This is a genomic window from Paenibacillus terricola (assembly GCF_014779765.1).
GTDB classification, from domain to species: domain Bacteria; phylum Bacillota; class Bacilli; order Paenibacillales; family Paenibacillaceae; genus Paenibacillus_T; species Paenibacillus_T terricola.
In genome coordinates, this window is record NZ_JACXZA010000003.1 from 910,172 (window position 1) to 929,752 (window position 19,581).

Below are 19,581 nucleotides of genomic sequence, written 5' to 3' on the forward strand. Positions count from 1 at the left end.
TCACCTCAAGCGCTTTATATCTATAGAGGAACGCCGATTAACTGCAAATTCGAGACCAGAGTCGGGATCAACCGATTCGAGGAGTCGGATAATCCAAGCTGATAATTGCCGTTGTATCCCATCGCCTTGACGGAATAATCACTAGGGACCAAGAAAGAGAAGCCATTATACATGCTCGTTACTGCATATTTAATGTTAGATTCCGATGCTAGAAGGGTTGGTGTATAGGAGGTCGATGTCGTACCTGTTCCAGCTTGACCATATGTGTTATATCCCCAGCTCTTAACGGTACCATCGGACATCGTCGCAATACTGTTGTAATAACCACCTGTAATATGCGACACACTCGTCAAACCAGGCACGACAGTCGGCTTGTACATGGTCGTCGTATTCCCGAGTCCGAGCTCTCCAAAGCTGTTGCTTCCCCATGTCTTCACTGTTCCGTCATTGAGAACGGCAAGGCTATGATAGGCTCCTGCAGCAATCTGCATGACGTTCATAAGTCCAGACACTGCTGTCGGCGTCAGCCTCATGGCACTATCGCCTAATCCCAATTGACCTGAACTGTTGTATCCCCAACTCTTAACTGTTCCATCATTCATTAACGCGAGCATAAAGCTATTTCCCGCCGCTATCTGTTTGACGCCAGTAAGGCCTGGAATCGCAGTAGGAGATGTCACCGTGCTTGTCATTCCTAATCCGAGTTGTCCATAGCTGTTCTTTCCCCATACTTTGACCGTTCCGTCGCTTAGCAGCGCAGCGGCGAATCCGCTTCCCGCTGTTATCTGAACGACATTCAATAAGCCCGGAATGATTGTCGGCGTGATTCTTGACGCAGAGTCTGGAAAACCAAGTGCATAATTGCTATTGCCGTATCCCCACGATTTGACGGTGCCGTCGCTCATTAATGCATAGGAAGCATACGTCCCTCCGGAAGCAACCGATACAACATTGCTTATATTAGGAATTACTTGCAGGCTGGATTGAGATGAATTCCCTGTTCCAAGCTCATAATAATTACCGAGGCCGACTGACATGACTGCCCCATCGTTTCTTAAGAATAGCGAATAATTGACTCCAGCCGCGATTCCGTTGGGTTGTACGAACTGCAAAGCAGACGCATCCGCGCGCCCGGATTTTGCATGAACAGACATAACCTGCAAAATGATTAGCGCCATCAGTACCAAACCTATCGATCTTCTCCAACTCATTGAACTCAACTCTCCTCTATGAATTATTTCTATTACTAATGACGCCATAACTTCTCTGTCTTAACGTAACCCCACCACCCACCTTATTTCACGGGATTAATTAACTTTAATTGACAAATTGCCAGATAATACTACAAGAATTCGATATTTATGTAAATCGATATTTTTGTAATATTTTGTAGAATGTCATTAATTCTCTCCTAAATTTCATTGAGGAATCCCATTTTCATTAATAATCCGACAAATAATTGAGCTTTTCATTCCCGAAACGAAGTTTTTACAATTGGTAGAGTACTTATTTATGACACCTGACCGCATATTGCTTCTCACGACAAAAAAAGCCCAAAGAAGCACCTTACGCTTCTTTGGGCTCTATATTTAACCTTCTACCTATCCCCTATTGACACGATCCTTTATCTCTATCTTCTACTTCAACAAGTCCGCCACCCGTACCGGGAGGCCGGTGCGGATCGATTGGTTCGCGGCGATGCCGGTCATGATGGACATGGCGCCGTCGACGTGCGATGCTGCGCGTTTCAATGGATCCGGTGCCGGAACGCCGAACAGGTCGTTCAGCAGGACAGGGTCGCCGCCGCCATGGCCGCCTGCGGCTTTCTCGAGTTCAACCGAGTAAGGCTCTCCGAACATTGGGAACACGATGATGCTCGAACCAACCGCCGCGCCTTCGAGCGCTTTGTCGCCGCCGCCGTTTACGTAGGAAGTTTCAACAACCTTGAGTTCGATCCGGCCTTTGCTGCCGTTGAACGCAACGTTGAAGCCTTCCCACGGCATGTATGCATTAAGCGAGTACGTAAGAATCGCTTTATTACGATAGCGCACCGTTACGCCCATCGTGTCTTCGATGTTGATGCCATCGCCGAATACGCTTTGATCGCGTTGGTAGCCGTCCTCATGCTCCGCATCGAGGTACATCGCTTTCAGATTCTCGTTCTGGTCGAGATGCAGCGCGAAGTGATCTTCCTTCGCTGCTTCGCTGCCATATGCGCGTTGATAGAACTCCGTTACACCACGCTTCTCCGCGTTCTCGCGGCCATAGAAGCGTAGATCGCCGAATGCGAATACGGTCTCTGGATACGTGCCGAGCCAGAAGTTAACGAGGTCGAAGTGGTGCGTCGACTTATGGACGAGCAGGCCGCCGCTGTTTCTTTTGTCACGATGCCATCTTCTGAAGTAATCCGCGCCGTGCACCGTGTTGAGCAGCCACTCGAAGTGAACGGAGTTGACGTCGCCGATTACACCCGACATAATCAGTTCTTTGATGCGGGAATGGTACGAAGCATAACGATAGTTGAACGTGACACGAAGCTTGCGGCCTGTACGCTCAACCGTCTCCATAATTTCACGACACTTCTCGTCGTCGACCGTCATCGGCTTCTCGCTAATAACGTCGCAGCCCGCTTCCATTGCACGAATAATATAGTGATGGTGCAGACGGTCGACCGTCGTCACGATAACAACGTCCGGCTTCTGCTCTTCAATCATCGTATCGAATGCATCCGCACCGTAGGTCGCGACTTCTGGGTGATCGTACTTCTCGCGCAGGTAACGGTTCGCAAGCGCCATTCTCGTTCGGTTAATATCGCAAAATGCCAGAAACTCCGACGTCTCGCGGAAATCGCGTGCCAGCGCACCATAGAACATTTCGCTGCGGCTACCGCAGCCTACCAGTACGTACTTCTTCTTCGTCATCTCGGAGACCCTCCTAAAGGTTTTGCGTATGCTTCATCCGAATCTATCGGATGGAATGCAGCAAAAGCCGCATCGGAAGCGTTCGCTTAGGTTTTGCGTCTGCTTCATCCGAATAATTCGGATGAGATGCAGCAAAAGCCACATCGGAAGCATTCGCTATAATTTCATTTCTAATATGCATTCGCTTTCATTACCTTCATCCTAAAGCATATATGAACCATTTTCTAATCGTATTCCGCTCAAATAATTAAGAAAGTGTGTTATTATGCTCCTATGAGAGAGAAGTTGTAATTCTATTTATTTGTTTGCAGTTCATTCGCGCAAGGGAGTGTCACCATGAACGAGCAGTTACTGTTCGTCGAACGGATCGCGCGTCAGCACCCGTTCACGATGGCGAACCAAATGGAAGATACATTCGAAATGTATTATCTCATCTCCGGCGGTCGGCGTTATTTCGTTCGCGATCAGACCTATGGCGTCACGCCCGGCACGCTTGTGCTTATACCGCCGGGCGTCATTCACCGCACGATTGATGATCCGGATGCATCCGGTCATGAACGAATTCTTGTTCAATTCTCGCTATCTTTCCTGCAGCTCAGCATGCATGTCATGCCGCTGCATCTCGAGGCTTTCCGCATGCCGTCGCCGCTGCTTCCGCTCATCGGGGAAGATCAGGTAGAGATTGAACGCTTACTCGTGCAAATGTGCGACGAATTCATCAGCCGCAAGCCTGCACGCGAGCCTATGCTGCATGCCTTGTTGTCGCAGCTGCTTCTGACCGTCGGACGTGCAATGAAGCGTCATAGCGAAGAACATGCGCTGCATCCGGTCCCGGCAACTGTAACGGAAGGCCGCATCCAGCCCGTCATTGATTATATCTTAAGCCACTGCGAGGAACCGCTAGGGCTTGATGAGATTGCCCAACAGTTTTACTTCAGCCCTTCGCATCTAAGTCGGCTATTCCGTCGTTCGACCGGCTTCACCTATTCCGAATTCGTCCAACTCGTCCGTATTCGGCGCGCACAGGAATTGCTTCGCACAACCGACCAGAAGGTGCTCGAGATCGCCGAAGCTTCGGGCTTCGGGAACTTGTCCCATTTTCAACATACATTCCGTAAGCATACAGGGATGACTCCGCTCAAATACCGGAAGGAATTACAGCGATAAGGGTCGAATACGAATGGGAAAAGGAGGGATTCACAATGTCATTCACCTTGCAGCTTGGCCAACAAGCACCAGATTTCACACTACCTGCAACAGACGGCAATACGTATTCGCTCGCTGATTTCAGAGATGTGCCGGTGCTCGTCGTCTTCTTCACCTGCAATCATTGTCCTTATGTCGTCGGCTCTGATGAGGTAACACGCGCAACCGCCGAGAAGTATGCGGACCTCGGTGTCGCATTCGTCGGTATAAACAGCAACAGCGTCGCTACGAAACCGCTCGACTCGTTCGAGCATATGGTGGCACGGATGGAAGAGAAACGGTACCCATGGAAATATCTGCGTGACGATTCGCAGGACGTAGCCAAATCGTATGGCGCGCTGCGAACGCCGCATTTCTATGTGTTTGATCAGGAACGCAAGCTTGTGTACACGGGGCGCGGCGTCGACTATCCGCGCGACACGACGCGCATGACGGTCAACGACCTCGACAATGCGTTAGCTGAGCTGACAAGCGGACAACCGGTGTCGGTGGCATTGACGAATCCGATCGGCTGCAACGTGAAGTGGGACGGACAAGACGAGCATTGGATGCCGGTAGAGGCTTGCGATCTCGTGTTGTAATGCGATGTGTATTAGAAAAGGGATATCCATACAGCAACTGCTGTCGGATATCCCTTCTTCATGTTACTCCCATTACTTGCCGACGATGGCCTTCAACTGTGCACGACCCTCGACGATTTCTTCCTGATAACGCGTCTGCATTGGCTCCAACAGCGCTGGGTCTCCACCGATCGCTGAAAGCTTCGCGATGGCATCATCCATTACCGTGCGGTATTGGGATGTGCACGACGTGAACGCATCGCTTGCCGTTTTATACAGGACTGTCTTCTCGTGCGTGGTTGTCAATGTCGTGAATTGCACCGCATAATCGGTCAACTCCGCTTGGCACGCATTGCGCAGCTTAACGAGCGTATAGCCCGTGTCGTTATAAATCGCTTGCTCTTTCTTAATTTGCTCTAGATCATTGCCATTTCCGTTACCATTACCGTTGTTTCCGTTATTGCCGTTACCATTGCCGTTGTTACCATTGCCGTTATTTCCGCTATTGCCATTACCGTTTCCATTGTTGCCATTGTTTCCGTTATTGCCATTGCTGTTGCCATTACCGTTACCATTACCATTCCCGTTGTTTCCGTTGTTTCCGTTATTGCCATTGCTGTTGCCATTACCGTTACCATTGCCATTCCCGTTGTTGCCGTTGTTTCCGTTGTTTCCGTTGTTTCCGTTGTTTCCGTTGTTTCCGTTATTGCCGTTACCGTTGCCCTTGCCATTGTCCTTGCCATTGTCCTTGCCGTTGTCCTTGCCATTGTCCTTGTCCTTGCCGTTCTGCTTTTCCGCAGCGCTTTGCTTCAGCAGCTCAAGCGGAGACTGAACGCTCAGCTTCCCTAAACTAATCGATCCGAACACGATCGATCCAGTCGATGAGGCATGATTGGACACAACCGAAGCAATCACCGTCTTAAACGGCGAAGCGGCTTGCACCGACATCGCCGGCACAAGCGCTGCTGCAACAGTCAGCGCAATTAATCCGCGTATAGGTTTACGCATTGTAACCATCCTTCCTTGGAGTCCAAGGGGGGCCCGCTGCCATCGATAGCTTGTGCGTCGGTTCATCATTCGCTGCTATTGTCAGGCTGGATGCGCCCTTGCTCCATCCTTGTAATGCCTTGCAACGAGTGTTGTACCGCCCTTTCAACAACGCCTCACAACGTCAGGTGTGGCGTTACAACCCGAACGCCCCCTTACGGCGTCCTAATCTTCCAGCTCAACACAATTGCCCTCCATAGAAGACAACTGCTGCAATCGTTCACCCCCTTTCGGTGAGAAAACCTCTATTGAGGCCTTTCGAAGATGGGCGACCTACAGATTTGCGGAGCAAAGCAGCTTCGTAAGCATAAGGCAGGTTTTATCGCCAATAAGAATTTGACCTTTCCTAATAACACCGGAAACTTATAAATTCTTATGTGGTCAGAAATTAACCGACTGCCGCTCCGCATTCACGGCGCCGATCGGCCTGCGGCCAATGGAGTGGTAGACGAAGCCTTCCCGCTCCATCTCATCCAGGCTGAAGCAGTTGCGGCCGTCAATGATGATCGGCTTGGCCAGCAGCGTACGCACCTGAGCCAACGACATGCCAACAACGTCGCTCCATTCCGTCAGAATGACGCACGCATCGCAGCCAACGACCGCCGCTTCCACCGAATCGGCATACATCACCTCGTCCGACAGCAATCGGCTTGCCGCTTCGGCCGCGATTGGATCGTACGCCCGAATCGATGCACCCGCGCGCAGCAGCTCCGGCACGATCGTAAGCGAAGGCGCCTCACGCATATCGTCCGTATTAGGCTTGAATGCCAGACCCAGCACCGCAATGCGCTTGCCTGCGAGCGATCCAATCGCTTCGCGAAGCTTGTCCACCACTAACATCCGCTGCTTCTGATTCGTTCGAATGACCGACTTCAACAGCTCGAATTCATAGCCGGACTTGTCCGCGATGTGAGCAAGCGCATACGTATCCTTCGGGAAGCAAGAACCGCCGTAGCCGATGCCCGCTTGCAGGAATTTGCCGCCGATCCGGCTATCCATCCCCATACCTTCAGCTACATCGCTCACGTTCGCGCCAACCCGCTCACAAATGTTCGCGATCGCATTAATGAACGAAATCTTCGTTGCGAGGAACGTGTTCGCCGCATATTTGATCATCTCCGCGCTTTCGAGATCGGTCATGAAGACCCGCGTATTGAACGGTGCGTGCAGCTCAGCAATCGCGCTTGCCGCCTCAGGATTGTCCGAACCAACAACGGCGCGGTCCATGTTCATACAATCTGACAATGCGGAGCCTTCGCGCAGAAACTCTGGGTTCGACACGACATCGAACGTCGCCCATGGCGCCATCTTATTCGCCTGTACGACTTCACGCACGAGCTCGCCAGTCCCTACGGGCACGGTGCTTTTGTTCACGATAATCTTGTAGCCATTCAGATGCTCGCCAATCTTCTTCGCCGCTGACATGACGTACCGCATATCCGCTTCGCCCGTCTCCGACATCGGCGTGCCAACCGCAATGTAGACGATGTCCGAGGCTTCAATTGCAGCCCCTACATCCGTCGTAAAATGCAGCCGTCCCTGCTCCTTGTTGCGCGCAACCATATCCTCGAGCCCCGGCTCATAGATCGGCACAACGCCGCTTTGCAGCATGTTGATTTTGCGCTCATCGACATCGCAGCAGATCACTCGGTTGCCTACTTCCGCGAAGCAAGAACCCGATACGAGCCCGACATATCCCGTTCCGATAACCGTTATGTTCCGCATCGTTACTTCGCCACCTTATTCAGAATCGAAAAATGCTTCTCATAAACCGTTTGAACGTAATTGAGCACATCGTTCGACAGGTCCTCCCGCTGCAGAGCGAAGTCGAGCGTTGCGCGAATGAACCCAAATTTGTCGCCGACGTCATAACGGACGCCATCGAAGTTATAAGCGAGCACCGTCTTGCGGTCGTTCAGCTTTTTGATTGCATCGGTCAGCTGAATCTCGCCGCCTGCGCCCGGCTCTTGATTTTCCAAGATTTCAAAGATATCCGGCGTCAGCACGTACCGCCCCATAATCGCATAATTGGACGGCGCCGCCTTGCGGGACGGCTTCTCGACAAGTCCGTCGAGGAAGAAGACCGATGGTTCGATCGACGAGCCGCGCGGCGCGATAATGCCGTATTTGGAAACATCGTCATCGCTTACCCGCTGCACGCCTACGATCGACGAGGAGTAACGCTCATACACGCGAATCAACTGACCCAGGCAAGGCTCGTCCGACTGTACGATATCGTCACCCAGCAGTACGGCGAACGGCTCATCCCCGACGAAGCTGCGCGCGCACCAGATGGCGTGTCCAAGGCCGCGAGGTTCCTTTTGCCGAATATAATGGATGTTCGCCATCTCGGAGATGCGCTGGATCTGCTCCAGCTCCTTGGACTTGCCTTTCTTGGATAGGGCGTCTTCAAGCTCGAATGTTTTGTCAAAATGGTCCTCGATCGCCCGCTTGCCGCGACCGCTGACGATAAGAATATCCTCAATGCCGGAGGCGATCGCCTCTTCGATTATGTATTGAATCGTCGGCTTGTCGACGATTGGAAGCATCTCCTTCGGCTGTGCTTTCGTCGCGGGCAGGAACCGCGTGCCGAGACCGGCTGCTGGAATGATCGCTTTGCGCACTTTCATGGGAAGATCCCCCTTAGTTGGATTAGTTAGTTGATAGGATTCATCGCGTTCCCGATCGTAGGTGCATATCTGCACCTTCACAGACCGATTCGGTACTCTCGGCGATGCGTAGGTGCACTTGTGCACCTATGAGTGATGATTCGCCGCATTCGACCGATCGTGGGTGCATATCTGCACCTTCACAGACCGATTCGGTACTCTCGGCGATGCGTAGGTGCACTTGTGCACCTATGAGTGATGATTCGCCGCATTCGACCGATCGTAGGTGCATTTCTGCACCTTCACAGACCGATTCGGTACTCTCGGCGATGCGTAGGTGCACTTGTGCACCTATGTAAGATGATTCGCCGCATTCGGCCGATCGTAGGTGCATTTCTGCACCTTCGCAGACCGATGCGGTTCTCCCGGCGATGCGTAGGTGCACTTGTGCACCTATGTAAGATGATTCGCCGCATTCGGCCGACCGTAGGTGCATATCTGCACCTTCACAGACCGATTCGGTACTCTCGGCGATGCGTAGGTGCACTTGTGCATCTATGAGTGATGATTCGCCGCATTCGACCGATCGTAGGTGCATTTCTGCACCTTCGCAGACCGATGCGGTTCTCTCGGCGATGCGTAGGTGCACTTGTGCACCCCACCTATGTGGATTTATTCGCTAAATCGAGCTGAATTTAACCGCCATTCGCAGCAAGCATGCTTGCAAGTCTGTGGCTGTCCGACAGATGGCTCTGAATGCAATCAATAACGCGATTCTGCTGCTCCAGCGTTAATGACGATCCAGACGGCAAGCAGATTCCTGTGGCAAAAAGCTGATCCGACACGCTGCCCAGCGGGATGTCCAGATCAGGATAATAGGCATATTCACGAAGCAAAGGCTGCAGATGCATCGGCTTCCATACCGGCCGTGCTTCAATGTTCGCTTCCGCAAGCGCATGGACCAACGCTTCCGGCGTTGTGCCCGTTGCCTTCGGATCAAGCGTCATCGCCGTAAGCCAGCGGGTCGAGCGGCCGTAGGCAGCTTCCGGCATGAAGCTGACGCCCTCCGTATCAGAGAAAGCTGCAGCATAACGATCGAAGATGGCTCTCCTTGTTTCGATGCGGCTGTCCAGCACCTGCAGTTGTCCCCGCCCGATACCGGCGAGCACGTTGCTCATCCGGTAGTTGAAGCCAAGCTGCGAATGCTCATAATGAAGCGCCTGATCCCTTGATTGCGTGGCCCAGAACCGGGCAAGCTTCAACGCCTCGAGATCTTGCCCCACCAACATGCCGCCGCCGGAAGTCGTCATAATTTTGTTCCCGTTGAAGGAATAGATGCCGAACTGTCCGAATGTACCGCTCGCAGAACCTCGGTATGTCGCACCCAGCGATTCCGCCGCATCCTCCAAGATCGGAACGCCGTAATGTTCGCACAACTCAGCGATTGCCCCCATGTCAGCGCTTTGCCCATACAGACTGACAACAATAACCGCCTTGGGCAGCTTACCTGCACGCTTCGCATCCTCCAGCGCGCGCTGAAGCGCTCGCGGCGACATGTTCCAAGTTGTCTCATCGGCATCGATGAAGACCGGCTCCGCCCCTTCGTATAGTACGGGATTGACACTCGCAATGAACGTAAGCGACGAGACGAACACGAAGTCGCCTCGCGAGACGCCAAGCAGCTTGAGCGCCAGGTGAATCGCCGCCGTACCAGAAGAGAGCGCCACGGCGCCTTGCGCCCCGACGTAGGAGGCAAGCTCCTGCTCGAACGCATCTACATTGGGACCTAGCGGCGCGATCCAGTTGCTCTCGAACGCTTCCGCGACGAAGCCCGCTTCCGCCTCCCCGATATGCGGCGGCGATAAGAAGATGCGTTGATTCATAAATAATCCCTCCATTGACTATGTCAAAGTAAAAGCCTTGCTGTTCGGATGCTCTGCAGCCGCTCACCGTTATAGCTAAACATTGTGTGGTATGGCCCGCGCCGGAACGCCAACGGCTGTCGTAGCATCCGGTACGTCGCGAATGGCGACACCGCCTGCACCAAGGACCGACCAATGCCCTAACCGGACGCCGGGGATTAGAACGGCTCCGCTCCCAACATGCGCGCCTTCCATTATGGAAGCGGCGCCGGCCAACGTTCCGTTCGGAGAAACATGCGCGAACGGACCAACGATCGCATCATGCTCGACTACAGCGCCGGAGTTTACGATGGCGTGCGCACCAATGACGGCGCCCGGACCGATGACCGCGCCTGGCATGACAACTGCGCCTGGTCCAAGTCGTACGTCACCCGCTACATGTGCGCCGGGATGAACAAGCGCCGCATAGCTGAGATCTGCAAGGCCAAGCCGTTCTGCGACCGCCCGGCGGATCTTGTTATCGCCAATGCCAATCACGACCTGAGCAGTTGGTTCATCCTCCAGCATGAGAGGAACTGAGCCAATCGGACCGTAAGGCAGACCGGCGCATAAGGTGACTTCCGAATAACGATCATCGGCGATAGCCGTCAACCGATATTGCGGCGATACACGCACGATCTCCATGATTACGCGCCCATGGCCGCCTTGACCGATGACGATTATGGGCCGCTTCTCCGAGTAATGATGCATTACCATCGCACACCGCCTACCTCGCGTTCGCCTGTGAACCGTGTCATCGTCGCCTTGCCCGGCTGTGCGATGCCTTCCCGCTTCAACACCTTAGCTACGGTCATGACAAGGATGCGGAGATCCAGACCTAGAGATTGACGATCAACGTAGTCGACATCGAGCTTAAACTTCTCTTCCCAGGACAGTTCGTTACGGCCGTTCACCTGCGCCAAGCCGGTAATGCCTGGCCGTACGTCGTGACGGCGTCCCTGTTCTTCGGTGTAAAGCGCCATATATTCCATCAACAAGGGCCGAGGCCCTACTAGACTCATATCTCCCCGAATGACGTTAAGCAGCTGCGGCAGCTCATCAAGGCTCAGCTTGCGAAGGATTCGGCCGAATGTCGTAAGCCGCACTTCGTCTGGCAGCAGCCGACCGGACGCATCGGTTGCATCGGTCATCGTACGGAACTTATGCATCATGAACGGCTTGCCATGCCTGCCGGGACGCTGCTGTCGGAACAACACCGGCGATCCAAGCTTCAGTCTGACGAGCAAGGCAACAATGCCATATACAGGCAGCAGCACAATAAATGCAGGTACGCTAACGACCAGATCGAAAGCTCTCTTCGCAGCTGCACGCAGTCGGTTGCGCAAGCCGCGCTCCCGTTGTTTCCTTCTGCCTGTTTCGCGGTACATGCGCAGCAATCGTTGCACAACGATCTTCTCGGTGAAGGCAGATGCAATACGCACTCTTCCAGCCGCACCGTACTGGCTGCGCTTGCTCTTCGAATGCATAACCTCACCAAGTGCTTGAGCTAGCTTGTCTGCGTCCCGGTATTCCGCCAACAGCCCGGTCTCTCCATGCACAACTAGCTCCCGTGTGCCAGGCACATCCGTAGCGACTACCGGCTTGCCCAGCGCCATCGCTTCCATGATGGAACGCGGAATCCCTTCCTTCTCCGATGTCAGGGCAACGGCATCCGCCATCGTAAGCCAAGGGATGATCGTAGACTGTTGGCCAACGATGACGATATCCTCTGCCAAGCCCTCTGACTGCAATCTTCCCCGTACCTGCTCCTCCAGCGGACCCTGCCCAGCAAGAACTGTCGTCCAGTGAAGCCGGCCTTCCTGCTTGACCCGCTTCAGCGCATCCAGCAGCAGATCGTGATCCTTGACGGGCTCGAAGCGGGCAGCGACGAAGAGCAGCGGTTTATCCGTTGATAAGCCATACGCTTCCCGAAGCATAGCCAGTCGTTCCTCGTCAGCTTGGGCAGCTGCGGCGTCAAGCCGGTCCAGATCTACGCCATTTCCTTCTGTGTAGACAGGCCGCCAAGGAGCCAGCTTACGCAGCGTATCTGCGTCTGCCCCGTTCTGCGAGGCAAGAGCGTCACAGAATCGCGCAGCCAGCTTCTCGAGCATGCGATAGAGCCAATAGGCACGTTTCGGCTGCCCTTCATAGAATGGCAAGCCATGGCTTGTATGCATAACGACCGGCACACGCGCCAGCTTCGCCGCAACTCGTCCGATTAAGCCCGCTTTGGCCGTATGGGTATGTACAACGTCGAAGCGCTCCTTCCGGAACAATCGATACATCGCGACGATAGAGGCAAGATCCGTGAGCGGCTTGATCGAGCGTTCCATCGCAATATGCTCCCACCGGAACGGGTAAGCCGCACGAATGCTCGAGTTCGTGCCTTCCGTCGAGGTAATGAAAGTCACATCCCAGCCTTCTTGCTGCAGCAGTCGCAGCTTATCGCCCATAATGTGGTGGCTGATGCCGGAAGTGCAAATATGGGCGACCCGTCTCATGAGGTTACCGCCTTCTGAACCGAAATGCCGTAGTAAGACTTGTACCAATCGACGAACCGGCCGATGCCTTCCTCGATCGTCGTTACAGGACGGAACCCGATAGCAGCGGACAGATCGTCGATGTCAGCGAATGTTGCCTGTACGTCGCCAGGCTGCATCGGCATATATTCAATCTTAGCTTTACGTCCCAGTGCTTCTTCGATCGTCTTAATGAACGTCATCAGCTCCACTGGCCGATTATTGCCGATATTGTAAATCTTATATGGCGCGTAGCTGGAGCCCGGGTCCGCCTTGAAGCGGTCCCATTCCGGATCAGGCTGCGGCGCCTTGTCGATCAGACGGCGGATGCCCTCTACGATATCGTCGATGTAAGTGAAGTCGCGCAGCATGTTGCCGCCATTGAATACTTGAATAGGCTGTCCTTCCGCAATACGCTTCGTGAAGCTGAAGTAAGCCATATCCGGACGGCCCCACGGTCCGTATACCGTGAAGAACCGAAGTCCTGTCGTCGGTAATCCATACAAGTGGCTGTAGGTATGCGCCATCAGCTCATTCGCTTTTTTGGTTGCCGCATATAAACTGACAGGATGGTCGACATTGTCATGTACGGCAAACGGCATTTTGGCATTCGCCCCATAAACCGAGCTCGACGAAGCATAGATCAGATGCTGAACGCCCGTCTGACGGCAAGCTTCCAGCACATGCCCGAAACCTGTCAGATTCGATTCCAGATAAGCAAAAGGATTAGTCAGGCTGTATCGTACCCCCGCCTGCGCCGCCAAATGGATAACCGTCGTTACGCCCTCTTCCTTCATCAGGGCAAGCAGCGGTTCATATCGAGCGACGTCAAGCTCGTGGCCGATGAATCCGTCCCGTGCCTTCAAGGCCGCATACCGGTCTCGCTTCAGGCCGACGTCGTAATAATCGTTGAAATTATCGATACCGATGACTCGCTGGCGCTCGTCCAGCAGTCGATGACATACATGCGAGCCGATGAAACCAGCCGCTCCCGTTACTAGAATCGCCATTACGCATTCACTCCTTCGGTTCGTAATTCAGATAAGGATTCTCCGCTTCGGACGTAATGTCCGAATGCACGCCAGAATACATGCCGCTTCACATCGAGCCGTTCTTTCGTATAAGCGCCTGCCAGGCTGAAATTGCGTTCTGCTTGTTCGACGCGCCAATCGACGCTCGCAGCCGAACGAATCAGCTGCCTAGCCAGTGCTGCGGCTTGACCCGGGCGATGCAGACATTCCTGATCCAGCAGTTCAGGGATGCCGCCCGCCGTCGATCCCAGCGTTGGGCAGCCGCGGCTCATCGCTTCGATCGTGGCACGCGGCAACCCCTCCTGGAAGCTTGGCTGGATGTACACATCGATGCTGTCCAGCCACTCATGTACCGCAGACCCGCTAGGCAGTACGCCATCGAACGAGACGATCCCGCCAATGCCCAGCTTGTCCGCGAGCTGCTGCCAGCGAGCAGCATTGCCATCCCCAAGCACACGGAACGAGATCGCTTCCGGCAGCTGCGCCTTCGCCATAGCGATCGCTCGCAAAGCGATATCAATCCCTTTGGAACGACCATTAAGCGAGCCGATCAAGCCAATGGTGAAAGGTCCTTCGCCACCCCGAATGCGAGCTAGCCGCTGCTGCAGCACCTCTTCGCCTACTGAAGGCAGCTCTACATTGGAGCAAGAAGCCGTACGCCCTTTTGGACAAGGGTATCTTTCCTGCAAGAAACGCTCCGTCACATAGACCGCGAACGGCGCATGCTTCACGAGCCTGCGATTTTTCCATAACGCGAGCGGGGCGTACAACTTGCCTTGCAGACTGCCATAATTCCACAGTCCGTCCCATGCGCACGCTACCATCTCCACCGCATAAGGCTTGCCAAGCCGCTTGGCGATTCGAATCGCCTCCGCCCCAATCTCGCTTGGCATGCGCGCAATGACTGCGTCCGCTTCGCGAATTTGATCCGTCAGCGTCTGTTCGACGTATGCTCGCTTCGTCAGCTTGTTAACCGGATTGCTGAGCGAAGGCAGAACGACGAAATCAACGTTGGGTCCGCTCGACAACGTCTTGCCCGACATATCCGCATCGACCGGCGTCCGCTTGCCTCTGCAAGCGACCGTCAGTCGGTCGAACACGTTCAAATACCGCTCCCATACTGTATAAGGCAGCTTGCCGCCGGAATAAAATTTGCCTGATTCATTGAAATAAAACGTATGGTCATGCGCCCAAACTACATGCATTTTGCAGCGCCTCCTTATTGGTTTGTATAAAAGGCAGTTCAAAAAGTCCGCTTTTGATCACGAAGGAACCATCCTTATACTTAAGTGCTTATTCCACGGCAGCTGTACCAGCAACCGAAGATTCGCCCGCCCGCTCCGTACAGCCAATCGACTTCACAGGCCGGGCCGGAATGCCAACCGCCAGCATGCCGGCAGGCACTGATTTCGTTACGACCGCGCCTGCCGCGACTACTGAACGGTTGCCGATGCTGACCCCGGACAAGATGCGGCAGCCGCAGCCGATCCACACATCCCGTCCGATTGATATCGCCGCACCAACCACCGGGTTGTCTCGAATCGTCAGCGACTCATCATTCCATGTGTGTTGGAACGAAACGATCGAGGTCTGATGTGCGATCGAGACCTCGTCGTCGATCGTCAAACCTCCATATGCATCCACATAACATTGCTTATGAATGCTGACGTTGGATCCGATCGACAGGCGTTCCGGATACCGCAGCTCCACCGCCCTTCCGATCAGCACATTGTCTCCGCATCGATGCGCCAGTCTGCGAAGCAGGCAGTAACGCAGTGCCATGCCCGGCAAGTCGGGCAGCAAGTCGCTGAGCGTCCACAGCCACTTCTGCAGCGGCCTCGGAAGCAGACCCAGCAGCTTCTCCATCACTCGGAGCAACGGACGGAACCTGCTAAACGCGTCTCTTCCTCTACCTTTCAATGGCAGCGCCTCCTTTGTGCTCTGACCCGCTTCTTGGCGGCAGCAGCCGATCGATGATGACGGCTTTCGATGATTTTGACAGAATCTTCAGACGTTTAAAGATGGACAAACCTCCGCTCCAAGCAAACGTATAGGCACACATCGTGTAGATGAGCGGAATAACCGGCAGTTTCTTGCGCACCATGTTGTCTCCGATCGTCCCTAATCCGTATTCGAGCGATCTCCCCATAACCGTTACATAACCGACCAATACGAGTGCACAGGCGTAAGTGAACATAAGGATGAATGCGATCGTATAGAATGGACGCGTCTCTTTGCGCCTAGCGAATTGATAAACCGATGCGATGAGCACGATCGTCATGAGCAGCGCCTCCGCCGTCCGCAGCATCAGCTCCGGCCCCCAGTTGCTGAGATTGATCGGGTTCGGGCTTATGAATAGAAAGATCGTCAGCATCCCCGCATTGATCAGCCCGAGCGGACCAATTTGCAATACGATCACCGCACAAGCTACGGCCATGACACCGATGGCAGCTTTCAGTCGACGAGAATACAGCCAGTAAAAGCACAGCGTATATACGATCGCATAATCCCGCAGTCCGGTTGCATAAGCGATGATGACAACGAAGAGCAGCCATTTCCTACGAAGCATAAGGCTTGCACCATACAAGCCAAGCAGGACGCAGGTTACATCCTTCGCGAACAGCGAAGACATGTACATCATGGACGGACTCGCCAGCAGTGTAAAAATAAGCGTCCGATCAAACGTCTCTTTGCCCTCTTCCGGAAGCGGGTATGAGAAGTAACGATCATTCAGCTGGAACGTACTGTTCACAGTCAGCATAAGCAGCACCGTGTTCAGCCATATGATGGCGAGCGGATCGTCGAGCTGCAGCCATTTGTAGAAAGGCATGTACAGCAATCCGAAGACAGGGTATGCCGATATGTTCATCCATTGGGTCTGAAAATGCTCCATCGCGTACGGCAGAAACTGCGACAGCCGCTCGAATCCCGTTACTTGCTCGTAATAATGAACTTCATCCGGCCCCGCCAGCGGATCCGTCGTAATCGCATAGGTCAGCTTGCCGACGAGCATCAGAATGAATCCCGTCATCAGCGCCAGCGGCGTATGAGGCCATCGAAGCAAGGCGAACATCGGCAGCAGCAGTGCGAAGAATGCAACAAGCGCCATCCGGACATCCCATTCGAACAGCCATCTTCCCGCTATCGGCAATACGATGACGTAGACGAGCAGCAGCATATGTCTGACCGTCGAGCGGGATGCAGCATAATCACCCTTCATACATCCGCTCCAATTCCGCTGTCGCGACACGAATATCATAGCCGCGTTGACCAAGCGCAAATTCCCGCTCGTACCAAGTCGGAACTTCATCTTGCAAAGCCGCCATTTGGACCATCACATCCGCCCAACTTTCGGGCGATTCCTCCGCTCCCAACCTTTGCAGCATCCCAAGCGACAAGTCCGCTTCCTTCGGCACGCTGCTAGAGACAAGGCAAGGAACACCTGCGGCCTGCGCTTCAATCAGCACGATGCCAAGCCCCTCGTACAGCGACGGCAGAACGAACAAATCCAGCGTGCCGAGCAGTTCAGGGATATCGCTGCGCAGACCGAGAAATTGTACGCGCTCCGCTAGACCAAGCGACTTTGCCTTGCGCTCCATCTCTGACCGAAGCGGACCATCGCCAACCAACAGCAGCCTGGCGTTAGGGCGAATGCGGACGAACTGCGCGAACGCATCCAGCAGCAGCACATGATTCTTCTGTGGACTGAACCGTCCGATATGCCCGATCAAGTAATCATCCGGCTCTGCACCGAAACGGCTGCGCAGTAAGGTGCGGTCAATCGGCAGCCCTGCGAATGGTGACAGCGGAATCGCATTGGGGAATACATCGACGCGTGCATCCTGCCAGCATTGCTGTCCGAATAGCGATTCGCATGCGTCTCTGGAGCATCCCAACATTCGGGTCGCGTTGCGGCGCATAAGCCTCCGCATATACATACGATAAATGCGACGCTTAAGAGATGTCTGCTTACTGTCGTTCGTATTGTGGCTGTGACCGATTCGAACCGGAATGCCCAGTCCTTTCGCCAGCTTGAGGATGTAGCCGCTAAAACCGAATACATGGCTGTGAATCGCATCATAAGGCCCGTTTTGCTCGACGTTCTCCTCGAAGGTGCGGCGGAATGCAGCCAGTCCTTGGCTAGGCGGCGGCTGGACGAACAGTCGGCCGCCAAGCTCGCGAATTTCCGCGTCATAGAACGCCGGCTCCGGGGACTGCACGGCGAAGTGGAACTCATACCGGCGCCGATCAATATGCCGATACACATTCATCAAGAGCGATTCAATGCCGCCTGGATGCATTTTGCCGACGACATGCAGCACTTTGCGTTTATTGTTCATGGCAGTATGCTCCCGATATGCTCGAACAGCTCCCGCTTCTTCCGTTCCAATGCAGGAAGGAACGCATCGGGCAGCAGGCCGTCGAGTCCGACTGAGCCTATCGTTCTCTCAGCGGGAATGCGGAAGTCTATCAACTGCTCCGCCAGATTGAGCTCTGCAAAAATATTTTCCAGCTTCCGGTCCCATATAATGCCGTAAGTCGGCTTGCCAAGCGCAAGCGCTGGAATGCAAGCATGCAGCCGCTGGGCAATGACCACATCGCAGTCCGCTATGCTGTCCATCAGTTGCCCAACCGTTGTTGGATAACGCATCACGGTAGTATGCTGTACTTCTTCGCACAACGGTTTCACATACTGCTCCACGAACGCGTTGTCAGTTGCCGCTCCATTCGTGAACAGCCGCACCTCACAGCCTCGCGCTGCCAGCGTCTCAGCGGCGCTTTGCCACCAGGCCGCGCAAGCCTCGCGCTCCCATCGATACGGACAGTGGCGGTTCATCTCGTTAGGGTCCATAATGCCAAGCCCTACGACAGGACGTCTGCTGGCGCCGCCTTTGGGCCAAGCAGATGATGGCTTCACCGGATGCGCTGCCGAACGCCCCATCGGATATCCTGCTTGCTGCTGTTGCGCACCTGCTGCCGGCAGACCAAACGTCTCCGGCGTATAGAGCGCGGGATCCGCCAGCGCAACCGTCTTGGCAGCTAGCGATGGATCCATTCCCAGCAGGAAGCTTAGCGAGTCCTCATCGCGCACCGCAATGGTCGCTGCATATCGGCAAGCGTCAAGCAGCCAACGGGATGCCTGACGACTCCAAGGCCCACGCGCTCCAACGAGCAGGAGATGCAGCGGCTTGCGCTGCCGCTTGGCCTCAGCCGCGATCCGGCGGATGGCAAGCGGGAACGTCCAGTAGGTGTCGATGAGCAGATGACCGCCTCCGATGAACACCGCATCAGCTTGCGCTACCGCCTTCCTTAGCGGCTCATTCAGCTTGGCATTGCGGCGCTTATCGAGCCAATAAGCCTTCCAGCGCCTAAGCGTATCCGGTGTCATCCGCTTGGACGCTCCCGACGCGTTCAAGCGGATTCGGGCATTCGCTTGGATATCGGCAAGTTGAGGCCGTCCCGCGGTACCTTCTTCCCTCGTCCTCTTCGGCAGCGATCCTGTCATCGAAGACGACGAGAACGTTTCTGCGCCAGACGCTGCTTGCAGCCGCGCCGAGTCCGCTGCGGCAATATGGCTCTCGTCTGCCTCCCATTGTCCATGAAGCAGATCGAAATGAATGACGCGATGGGTTCCCCGCATCGCGATCAGCCGATTCAGTGTCAGGGCGATGAGCCCGTCCCCCAAATTCGGCGATTGCGGAACGCCCGCAAGCAATACGGTCTTCATTGCTGTCGCTCCTCTCCTTATGTCTGTATCTATAACTTGCGGTGCATTGTTTCCGCACA

At 54.4% G+C, this 19,581-nt stretch carries 16 protein-coding genes; 2 read left to right on the forward strand and 14 right to left on the reverse strand.

Annotation, left to right across the window (positions count from 1 at the left end):
- Positions 1 to 20: 20 nt before the first annotated feature.
- Both H8B09_RS15860 and H8B09_RS15865 read right to left on the reverse strand, forming a co-directional pair.
- Positions 21 to 1,211: an RCC1 domain-containing protein gene (locus H8B09_RS15860; protein WP_191204467.1), complete on the reverse strand. Its 1,191-nt coding sequence runs from the start codon at positions 1,209 to 1,211 to the stop codon at positions 21 to 23.
- Positions 1,212 to 1,637: 426 nt separating this feature from the next.
- Positions 1,638 to 2,921, reverse strand: a complete 1,284-nt coding sequence (locus H8B09_RS15865; protein WP_191204468.1) for a Gfo/Idh/MocA family oxidoreductase — start codon at positions 2,919 to 2,921, stop codon at positions 1,638 to 1,640.
- A gap of 336 nt (positions 2,922 to 3,257) precedes the next feature.
- On the opposite strand from H8B09_RS15865, the gene H8B09_RS15870 reads away from it, so the two are divergent.
- A complete protein-coding gene (locus H8B09_RS15870; protein WP_191204469.1) occupies positions 3,258 to 4,088 on the forward strand; it encodes an AraC family transcriptional regulator in 831 nt (276 codons plus the stop codon).
- Between the two features lie 35 nt (positions 4,089 to 4,123).
- Complete coding sequence (locus H8B09_RS15875) at positions 4,124 to 4,708, forward strand: thioredoxin family protein (RefSeq protein WP_191204470.1); 585 nt, start codon at positions 4,124 to 4,126, stop codon at positions 4,706 to 4,708.
- Positions 4,709 to 4,780: 72 nt separating this feature from the next.
- On the opposite strand, the gene H8B09_RS15880 is transcribed toward H8B09_RS15875, so the two are convergent.
- The 12 genes from H8B09_RS15880 to H8B09_RS15935 form a co-directional block, all read right to left on the reverse strand.
- Positions 4,781 to 5,695 carry a hypothetical protein gene (locus H8B09_RS15880; RefSeq protein WP_191204471.1) on the reverse strand — a complete coding sequence of 305 codons (915 nt, stop codon included), beginning with the start codon at positions 5,693 to 5,695 and terminating at the stop codon, positions 4,781 to 4,783.
- A 420-nt stretch (positions 5,696 to 6,115) separates the two neighbouring features.
- The gene (gene tuaD / locus H8B09_RS15885; RefSeq protein ID WP_191204472.1) at positions 6,116 to 7,459 is read right to left on the reverse strand and encodes a UDP-glucose 6-dehydrogenase TuaD; all 1,344 of its coding nucleotides are present in this window, start codon (positions 7,457 to 7,459) and stop codon (positions 6,116 to 6,118) included.
- A 2-nt stretch (positions 7,460 to 7,461) separates the two neighbouring features.
- On the reverse strand, positions 7,462 to 8,364 hold the full coding sequence (gene galU, locus H8B09_RS15890) for a UTP--glucose-1-phosphate uridylyltransferase GalU (protein WP_191204473.1): 903 nt from the start codon (positions 8,362 to 8,364) through the stop codon (positions 7,462 to 7,464).
- Positions 8,365 to 9,038: 674 nt separating this feature from the next.
- Positions 9,039 to 10,226, reverse strand: coding sequence for a DegT/DnrJ/EryC1/StrS family aminotransferase (locus H8B09_RS15895; protein WP_191204474.1), 1,188 nt, complete (start codon positions 10,224 to 10,226; stop codon positions 9,039 to 9,041).
- A gap of 75 nt (positions 10,227 to 10,301) precedes the next feature.
- Positions 10,302 to 10,961, reverse strand: coding sequence for an acetyltransferase (locus H8B09_RS15900; RefSeq protein ID WP_224753630.1), 660 nt, complete (start codon positions 10,959 to 10,961; stop codon positions 10,302 to 10,304).
- Complete coding sequence (locus H8B09_RS31285) at positions 10,955 to 12,745, reverse strand: sugar transferase (protein ID WP_191204475.1); 1,791 nt, start codon at positions 12,743 to 12,745, stop codon at positions 10,955 to 10,957. The genes H8B09_RS15900 and H8B09_RS31285 overlap by 7 nt, the downstream gene beginning before the upstream one ends.
- On the reverse strand, positions 12,742 to 13,773 hold the full coding sequence (locus H8B09_RS15910) for an NAD-dependent epimerase (protein ID WP_191204476.1): 1,032 nt from the start codon (positions 13,771 to 13,773) through the stop codon (positions 12,742 to 12,744). Before H8B09_RS15910 ends, H8B09_RS31285 begins: the two co-directional genes overlap by 4 nt.
- Positions 13,773 to 14,999, reverse strand: coding sequence for a glycosyltransferase (locus tag H8B09_RS15915; RefSeq protein WP_191204477.1), 1,227 nt, complete (start codon positions 14,997 to 14,999; stop codon positions 13,773 to 13,775). The genes H8B09_RS15910 and H8B09_RS15915 overlap by 1 nt, the downstream gene beginning before the upstream one ends.
- 88 nt (positions 15,000 to 15,087) lie before the next feature.
- Positions 15,088 to 15,714, reverse strand: coding sequence for an acyltransferase (locus H8B09_RS15920; protein WP_224753631.1), 627 nt, complete (start codon positions 15,712 to 15,714; stop codon positions 15,088 to 15,090).
- Positions 15,704 to 17,014, reverse strand: coding sequence for a hypothetical protein (locus H8B09_RS15925; protein ID WP_191204478.1), 1,311 nt, complete (start codon positions 17,012 to 17,014; stop codon positions 15,704 to 15,706). Before H8B09_RS15925 ends, H8B09_RS15920 begins: the two co-directional genes overlap by 11 nt.
- Positions 17,004 to 18,134: a glycosyltransferase family 1 protein gene (locus tag H8B09_RS15930; RefSeq protein ID WP_191204479.1), complete on the reverse strand. Its 1,131-nt coding sequence runs from the start codon at positions 18,132 to 18,134 to the stop codon at positions 17,004 to 17,006. Before H8B09_RS15930 ends, H8B09_RS15925 begins: the two co-directional genes overlap by 11 nt.
- Complete coding sequence (locus H8B09_RS15935; protein ID WP_191204480.1) at positions 18,131 to 19,522, reverse strand: polysaccharide pyruvyl transferase family protein; 1,392 nt, start codon at positions 19,520 to 19,522, stop codon at positions 18,131 to 18,133. Before H8B09_RS15935 ends, H8B09_RS15930 begins: the two co-directional genes overlap by 4 nt.
- Positions 19,523 to 19,581 lie beyond the last annotated feature (59 nt).